The following is a 7,306-nucleotide window of genomic DNA, read 5'->3' as shown; positions in this document are numbered from 1 at the left end:
GTTGATAACGCCCATAGCAATGGAGAAGGAGCTTCGTTTTGCAATAAGAGAAGGTGGAAGAACCGTAGGCGCAGGTGTAGTCAGCGAAATTATAAAATAAAAGCATTTTCAGGAAAATAAAAGATGGCGGAAAGAATAATAGTCAGTTTGGCATGCAGTCAATGTAAGCGAAAGAATTATACTACAACTAAAAATAAAAGAACAACACCTGATAAATTGGAGTTTTCAAAGTATTGTCCTTTTTGCAGGTGTCATACTTTACATAAAGAAACTAAATGATTTTTTTGTGTAGGCCAGTAGCTCTAACTGGATAGAGCGCCGGACTCCAAATCCGGGGGCTGGGGGTTCGAATCCCTCCTGGCCTGATTATTGATGTCCGGCAGATTGAGGAAGATTCGCGTTTATCTTTGGATAAGGTGGGAATAGTTAATGTTCAAGAAACTAAAAGAGTTTTTGATGGATGTAAGGTCAGAATTTAAAAAGGTAACATGGCCTTCGAAGCCGGAGACTTATGATTCTACAAAGGTAGTTATTGTAGTGGTTATTGTAATTGCCTTTTATCTTGGTTTGGTTGATATTGTCCTTTCAAGCGGTGTTAAGAAACTGCTTAATGAAAGTCCTGTTGGTGTTTTTTCTGTTGACCCAAAAACAGGTGATGTTGGAACATCGTTCACTTTCGATGCTTCAGGATCATATGATTCAGAAGACGGCACTAGGAATTTGAAAGTGCGCTGGGACTTTGAAGGTGATGGAAAATGGGACTACCCTTCAAAGGGTTATACGAAGAATAAGATTATTGTCCATAAGTTTGATAAACCGGGATTATATACGGTGCGGCTTCAGGTAATGGATTCACAGGGTGCTGTGGCTGTAGTGAAAAGGAATTTGAATGTAACAGAAAAAACATCGAATGTGCCGGATAATCAAAAGCAATCAACTGAAACCGCAAAGAAAGAAAACATAGTTAAGTAGGGAATTAGAAATGGCAAAAAAATGGTATGTAGTTCATGCGCATTCAAGTTATGAGAATAAGGTAAAGTCAGCTATAGAAGATCTTTTAAATAATTTGAAGGAATCAGACAAAGAAGAGGACAAGATTATTGCGGAAAGGATTGGGGAAATACTTATTCCCACGGAAAATATTATAAGTTTGAAAAAGGGAGTAAAAAAGGAAACAAGCAGAAAATTCTTCCCCGGTTATGTACTTATAGAAATGGATTTGGGTGAAACAAAGGATGATCCTTATAGAAAAAAGATTTTACAGCTTATCAAAAGTATTCCAAAGGTATCAGGTTTTTTAGGAACGCAAAATGAACCATCACCTTTGAATAAGGAAGAAGTTGAAAGAATTATCGACCAAGATAAGACAGGTTCAAAAGTAACGAAAATGAAACGGAAATTTTCAAAAGGTGATGCTGTTAAAATAATAAATGGTCCATTCGACGGCTTTACAGGGCATATAGAAGAATTAAATCCTGAGAGAGAGCGCGCAAAGGTAATGGTCAGTATCTTTGGGCGTGCAACACCAGTCGAATTTGATTTTTTAGAGATAGAACGGATTACATAAGGAAGGAGATGTTGTAATGGCAAAGAAGATTTCAGCAATGATTAAGTTGCAAATCCCTGCAGGACAGGCAAATCCATCTCCGCCTGTAGGTCCTGCATTGGGACAGCATGGCGTAAACATAATGGAATTTTGTAAGGCATTCAATGCAAAAACACAGAATCAGGAACCGGGGATTATAATTCCTGTGGAAATAACTGTCTATCAGGATAGGTCTTTTACTTTTATTACTAAGACACCTCCTGCGTCAGTATTGCTAAAAAAGGCGGCTGGTATCGCTAAAGGTTCGAGCGACCCCTTGAAAGAGAAAGTTGCACGCGTTACCAGAGCACAGGTTGAGGAGATTGCAAAAATTAAAATGCCTGACCTGAATGTTAATGATTTGGAGGCGGCTATTAGGACAATTGAAGGTACGGCCAGAAGTATGGGCATTCAGGTAACAGGATAGTGTAAAAAGGAGCATAGAAAAGTTATGGCGGCGATTGGCAAAAAATATAAAGAAGCATTGAAAAAAATAGATGCTTCAAAGCTTTATGAAGTAGGTGAAGCTCTTTCCCTTATTAAAGAGTCAGCCTATGCAAATTTTGATGAAAGCGTCGATGCAGCAATCAATTTGGGTGTAAATCCAAAACATGCTGACCAAATGGTAAGAGGGACAGTCCTCCTGCCAAATGGGACAGGTAAAAAAGTAAGGGTCCTTGTTTTTGCAAAAGGTGAAAAAGAGTTGGAAGCAAAGGAAGCAGGTGCTGATTATGTTGGCAATGAAGAGATTGTGAAAAAAATTCAAGGCGGATGGCTCGACTTTGACAAGGCAGTGGCGACGCCTGATATGATGGGAATGGTGGGAAAATTAGGAAAGATCTTAGGCCCAAGAGGGCTAATGCCAAACCCTAAATCAGGCACAGTAACGAATGATCTTGCTAAGGCAATAGCAGATATAAAGAAAGGGCAGGTAGAATTTAAAGTAGAGAAAGCAGGTATTGTCCATTGTACTTTTGGGAAAGTATCCTTTCCTGTAGAAAAGCTCGTTGAAAATTTTTATTCATTACTCAGCGCAATAGTCAAACAAAAACCCCCTGCAAGCAAGGGAAAGTATGTCAAAAAGATAACATTTTCATCGACGATGGGTGTTGGAGTTAAGGTTGATGTTAACCAAGCATTGGATGCTATTAAATAGTAATGTTTCCGGCTGGAAGGAGGTGTAAGCTTTGAAAAGAGAAGAAAAAGAAAAGGTAGTATCTGAATTGAAGCAGAAATTTGAAGAATCACAACTTGGTATTTTTGCGGATTATAGAGGTTTGAATGTAAAGCAAATGACAGAACTTAGAAAGAAGCTGAAAGAGGCCGGAAGCGAAATGAAGGTTGTGAAGAATACACTGGCTCGATTGGCTAGCAAAGGCACAAAATTTGAGAAACTTGAAGATTATTTGGAAGGTCCTATCGGCTTTACATTCTGTTATGATGATCCTGTTGCTCCTGCAAAGGTGTTAGTGGATTTTTCTGATGAAAATCCATCATTGGAGCTTAAAGGAGGAATATGGGATGACAAGGTAATATCAATTGAAGAAATAAAACAACTTTCAAAGGTTCCGCCACGAGAAGTTTTGCTTTCAAGAATGCTTTCTTCGATGAAAGCACCTGTTTCAAGGACAGTGAATGTCCTGGGAGGAGTTTTAATTAAATTTATGAATGTCCTCAAGGCTATAGAAGAGAATAAAAAATAAGTTAACATTTAAAAATATTTAAAGGAGAGGTTAAGATGGCTGAAGAAACAAAAATTTCAAAAGAATCCGTAATCAAATTTATTGAGGAAATGACAGTTTTAGAACTGTCAGAATTTGTGAAAGAGCTGGAAGAAAAGTTTGGTGTTACAGCAGCAGCTGCTATGCCTGTAGGTGCTGTGGCGGCAGCAGCCGGCGGCGGTGCTGAAGCTCAAGCTGAGGAGAAAACTGAGTTTACAGTAACATTGAAGAGTGTTGGTGATAAGAAAATTCAGGTTATCAAAGAAGTGCGGGCTGTTACAGGACTTGGCTTGAAAGAGGCGAAGGATTTAGTCGATGGAGCGCCTAAACCAATCAAAGAAGGAGTTTCAAAAGAGGAAGCTGAAGAGATTAAAAAGAAAGTTGAAGCGGTAGGCGCAGTTGTTGAAATATCTTAGTTTTCGAGAAGAGACTCACTTAGTCTTTTTGCGGAGTAAGATTTATATACTTTTTTTTAAGGAGTCGCTATGAAAAGCGAGGCTTTACCACGGGTTTTAAGGAAAGATTTTTCCAAAATCCCGAAAGTAATGGAAGTGCCTTCACTTATAGATTTACAAAGAGAGTCTTTTGAGGATTTTCTACAAGTTGATTGTTTGCCTGATGACAGAAATGACAATATAGGTCTTCAAAAAGTCTTTCGGGAAGTTTTTCCAATAAAAGATTACACAGAAAAAATTTCGCTTGAATTTGTAAGCTATGAGCTTGGCCAGTGGGAGTGCAAATGCGGGGAGCGCAAAGGTATTCAGGAGAGGTATAAATGGGAGTGTAAAAAATGTAATGCATCTGGAATATCTGAACTCAAAAAATTTAGATGTCCCAACTGCAAAGAACCGCTATTTTACAAAAAATGCCCAAACTGCAATTCAAGGGTTACTCTCAAACCGAAATACTCTGTTTCAGAATGCTTGGCAAAAGGAAAGACATTTGCAGTACCTCTAAAAGTGAAAATTCAATTGATTATGTATGATATCAATTCTGATGACCCTTCGCAGAAAACCATACGTGATATCAAAGAGCAGGAAGTATATTTAGGTGAGTTTCCTGTTATGACTGAAATTACAGAGGATGATAGGGGTAAGATACGCGTTGGCAACAGAGGTACATTTATAATTAATGGGACAGAGCGTGTAATCGTGAGTCAGATGCACCGCTCACCTGGAGCTTTTTTTACACACGATGAAGGCAAGACCCATCCAAGCGGAAGAATTCTCTATTCGTGCAGAATTATACCTTATAGAGGCTCATGGCTGGACTTTGAGTTCGATTATAAGGATATTCTTCATGTTAAAATTGATAAAAAGAGAAAACTTCCTGCTACCGTTCTTCTTAAGGCATTGGGATATTCATCTGAGAGAATTTTAGAGGAGTTTTATCAGTTTGATAACATTAAAATTGACCATGAAAATAAAACATTTGCCAAGAAGGTGCAGAAATCGATTATCGGTTCAAAAGCATCTTTGGAGATTAAAGCTCCCGGAAAGAGTAATGTTGTAATAGCAAAAGAGAAGAAGAAAATATCGAAAAGGATCTATCAAGAACTCAAAGAGCATGGTATCAAGGAAATTCCTGTAAAGAAGGAAGACCTCTTCGGTGAGCGCTTGGCTAAAGATGTTATCAACAGAGAGACAGGAGAAGTTATAGCCGAATGCAATGAGGAGATAACTGAGGAAATTCTTGAAAAGTTTATTGAAGCCAAAGTTAAATCTTTTGAGATTATTACAGGACTTGAAGATTATCATGACTTGGCAATAAGCAAGACATTGAGTCTTGATTTAGTCCATAGCCAGCAGGAAGCGCAGGAGGAAATATACAGGCGCTTGAGGCCAGGTGATCCTCCAACTGAAGAAACAGCAAGAAACTTTTTTGAATCGCTATTCTTTGATCCAAAAAGATATGACCTGTCAAGTGTTGGACGGTTGAAGCTCAATAATAAACTTGGCCTTGATGTTCCTCTTGAGGTAACTACTCTTACTAAAGAAGATGTCCTTGCTGTTGTTAAACATCTTCTTAAATTGAAAAATGGGATTGGAGCGATTGATGATATCGACCATTTGGGCAATAGAAGAGTTCGCACTGTAGGAGAGCTTTTAGAAAACCAATTCAGAATGGGACTTATTCGTCTTGAAAGGGCAATTAAGGAAAGAATGAGAATGAATCTTCAAGACGCTGAAACCTTAATGCCAACTGATTTGATAAATTCCAAGCCAGTTACTTCAGTGGTAAAGGAATTTTTCGGGTCAAGCCAATTGTCACAGTTTATGGACCAGACCAATCCCCTTTCTGAATTGACACATAAACGAAGACTTTCAGCCCTTGGTCCGGGTGGATTGACGAGAGAGAGGGCAGGATTTGATGTTCGTGATGTTCAACCGAGCCATTACGGCAGAATTTGCCCTGTTGAGACACCTGAGGGTCCAAACATAGGTCTTATTGCGTCTTTGAGCACCTATGCAAGAGTAAATAGATTTGGCTTTATTGAAACTCCATACAGGAAAGTTGAGAAGGGTAGAGTTACAGATACTGTTGAGTTTCTTTCAGCAGACATTGAAGACCGTTATGTTATAGCTCAGGCAAATGCACCTGTTAAAGAAAATGGTAAATTTGCAACAGACCGTATCCGGGCAAGAAAAGGAGGAGATTTTATTCTTGCATCACCTGAGCAGATCGATTATATGGATGTTTCTCCAAAACAGCTTGTCAGTGTTGCAAGCTCCTTGATCCCTTTCCTTGAACATGATGACGCAAACCGAGCACTAATGGGCTCAAATATGCAGCGACAGAGTGTCCCTCTTGTAAAGCCCCAGGCGCCTCTTGTTGGCACGGGAATGGAATCAGTTGTAGCAAGAGAAAGCGGTGCAGTTGTTGTGGCACGCCGTTCAGGAATTGTTGAAAATGTTTCGGCTTCAAGAATTGTGATAAGAGTGTCTGACAGCAATGGAGGTGAGCCGTATCTTGATTCAAATGTTGATATCTACAACTTGAGAAAATTTGAGCGCTCCAATCAAAATACAACAATAAATCAGCGTCCTATCGTAAAGAAGGGACAGTATGTCAGAAAAGGTGAAGTTATTGCAGATGGCCCTTCTACGGATAGAGGAGAGCTGGCACTTGGAAGCAATGTACTCGTTGCATTTATGCCGTGGCGCGGATACAATTTTGAAGACTCGATATTGATTAGTGAAAAGGTTGTCAAGGATGATACTTTTACTTCAATTCATATTGAAAGATTTGAAATCGAGGCAAGAGATACTAAGTTTGGTCCTGAGGAGATTACAAGAGATATTCCAAATGTGGGAGAAAGTGCATTAAGCCATCTCGATGAAAGCGGTATTGTCTATATTGGTGCAAAAGTAAAAGCAGGAGACATCCTTGTTGGGAAAATTACTCCAAAAGGGGAGTCACAGCTTTCTCCAGAGGAAAAACTTTTGAGAGCAATTTTCGGAGAGAAGGCGAGAGATGTAAAAGATTCTTCTCTGAAAATGCCTCCGGGCTCTTCAGGAATAGTTACAGATGTAAAGGTATTTTCACGCCGCGGCGTTGATAAGGATGAAAGAAGCAAAAAGATTGAAGATGAAGAGATACGTAAAATTGAAAAGGATTTTGAAGATGAAATTAGAATTATCAAGGAAGAAAACAGAAGAAGGATATTCAAGCTTCTCGTTGACTGCACAACGAAGGAAAAAGTCGTTGACCCGGTGACAAAGAAGGTAGTCTTTGATAAGGGAGAAAAGATAAGTCCTGCAAAACTCAGAACTATAAATCCGGAAAATTACTCTTCAATCAAGATCAAAGAAAAAGATGTAAGCAGTGAGATTGAACAAATTGAGGAGCACGGAAAGGACCAAATCGAAATATTAAAAGCGATTCGCGATAAAAGAATTTCCCGCCTGCAAAAAGGAGATGAGCTTCCTCCGGGTGTGATAAAGCTTGTAAGAGTTTATGTGGCTATCGAAAGGAAACTCTCCGTAGGGGATAAAATGGC

9 protein-coding genes and 1 tRNA gene are annotated in these 7,306 nt (G+C 39.1%); all 10 read left to right on the top strand.

Features of this window, described 5'->3' with window-relative positions:
* A partial coding sequence (locus tag D6734_09905; protein ID RMF93526.1) for a hypothetical protein occupies positions 1 to 100 on the top strand: 100 nt, incomplete at its 5' end.
* 23 nt (positions 101 to 123) lie between these two features.
* Positions 124 to 279, top strand: coding sequence for a 50S ribosomal protein L33 (rpmG, locus tag D6734_09900; GenBank protein RMF93525.1), 156 nt, complete (start codon positions 124 to 126; stop codon positions 277 to 279).
* 11 nt (positions 280 to 290) lie between these two features.
* Positions 291 to 365 (top strand) — tRNA-Trp (locus D6734_09895).
* A gap of 64 nt (positions 366 to 429) precedes the next feature.
* Positions 430 to 972, top strand: a complete 543-nt coding sequence (gene secE / locus D6734_09890) for a preprotein translocase subunit SecE (protein RMF93524.1) — start codon at positions 430 to 432, stop codon at positions 970 to 972.
* A gap of 10 nt (positions 973 to 982) precedes the next feature.
* The gene (gene nusG / locus D6734_09885) at positions 983 to 1,567 is read left to right on the top strand and encodes a transcription termination/antitermination factor NusG (GenBank protein ID RMF93523.1); all 585 of its coding nucleotides are present in this window, start codon (positions 983 to 985) and stop codon (positions 1,565 to 1,567) included.
* 16 nt (positions 1,568 to 1,583) lie between these two features.
* Positions 1,584 to 2,012, top strand: a complete 429-nt coding sequence (rplK, locus tag D6734_09880) for a 50S ribosomal protein L11 (protein RMF93522.1) — start codon at positions 1,584 to 1,586, stop codon at positions 2,010 to 2,012.
* Positions 2,013 to 2,036: 24 nt separating this feature from the next.
* Positions 2,037 to 2,741, top strand: coding sequence for a 50S ribosomal protein L1 (locus D6734_09875; GenBank protein RMF93521.1), 705 nt, complete (start codon positions 2,037 to 2,039; stop codon positions 2,739 to 2,741).
* Between the two features lie 31 nt (positions 2,742 to 2,772).
* Positions 2,773 to 3,288 (top strand): 50S ribosomal protein L10, encoded by a 516-nt coding sequence (locus D6734_09870; protein ID RMF93520.1) that lies wholly within the window; start codon positions 2,773 to 2,775, stop codon positions 3,286 to 3,288.
* 35 nt (positions 3,289 to 3,323) lie between these two features.
* Positions 3,324 to 3,722 (top strand): 50S ribosomal protein L7/L12, encoded by a 399-nt coding sequence (locus D6734_09865; GenBank protein RMF93519.1) that lies wholly within the window; start codon positions 3,324 to 3,326, stop codon positions 3,720 to 3,722.
* 69 nt (positions 3,723 to 3,791) lie between these two features.
* A partial coding sequence (gene rpoB, locus D6734_09860; GenBank protein ID RMF93518.1) for a DNA-directed RNA polymerase subunit beta occupies positions 3,792 to 7,306 on the top strand: 3,515 nt, incomplete at its 3' end.

This window comes from Candidatus Schekmanbacteria bacterium, assembly GCA_003695725.1.
Taxonomy (GTDB): domain Bacteria; phylum Schekmanbacteria; class GWA2-38-11; order GWA2-38-11; family J061; genus J061.
Note: the sequence above shows the minus strand (reverse complement) of the source record. Positions and strands in the feature narration are given on the sequence as shown.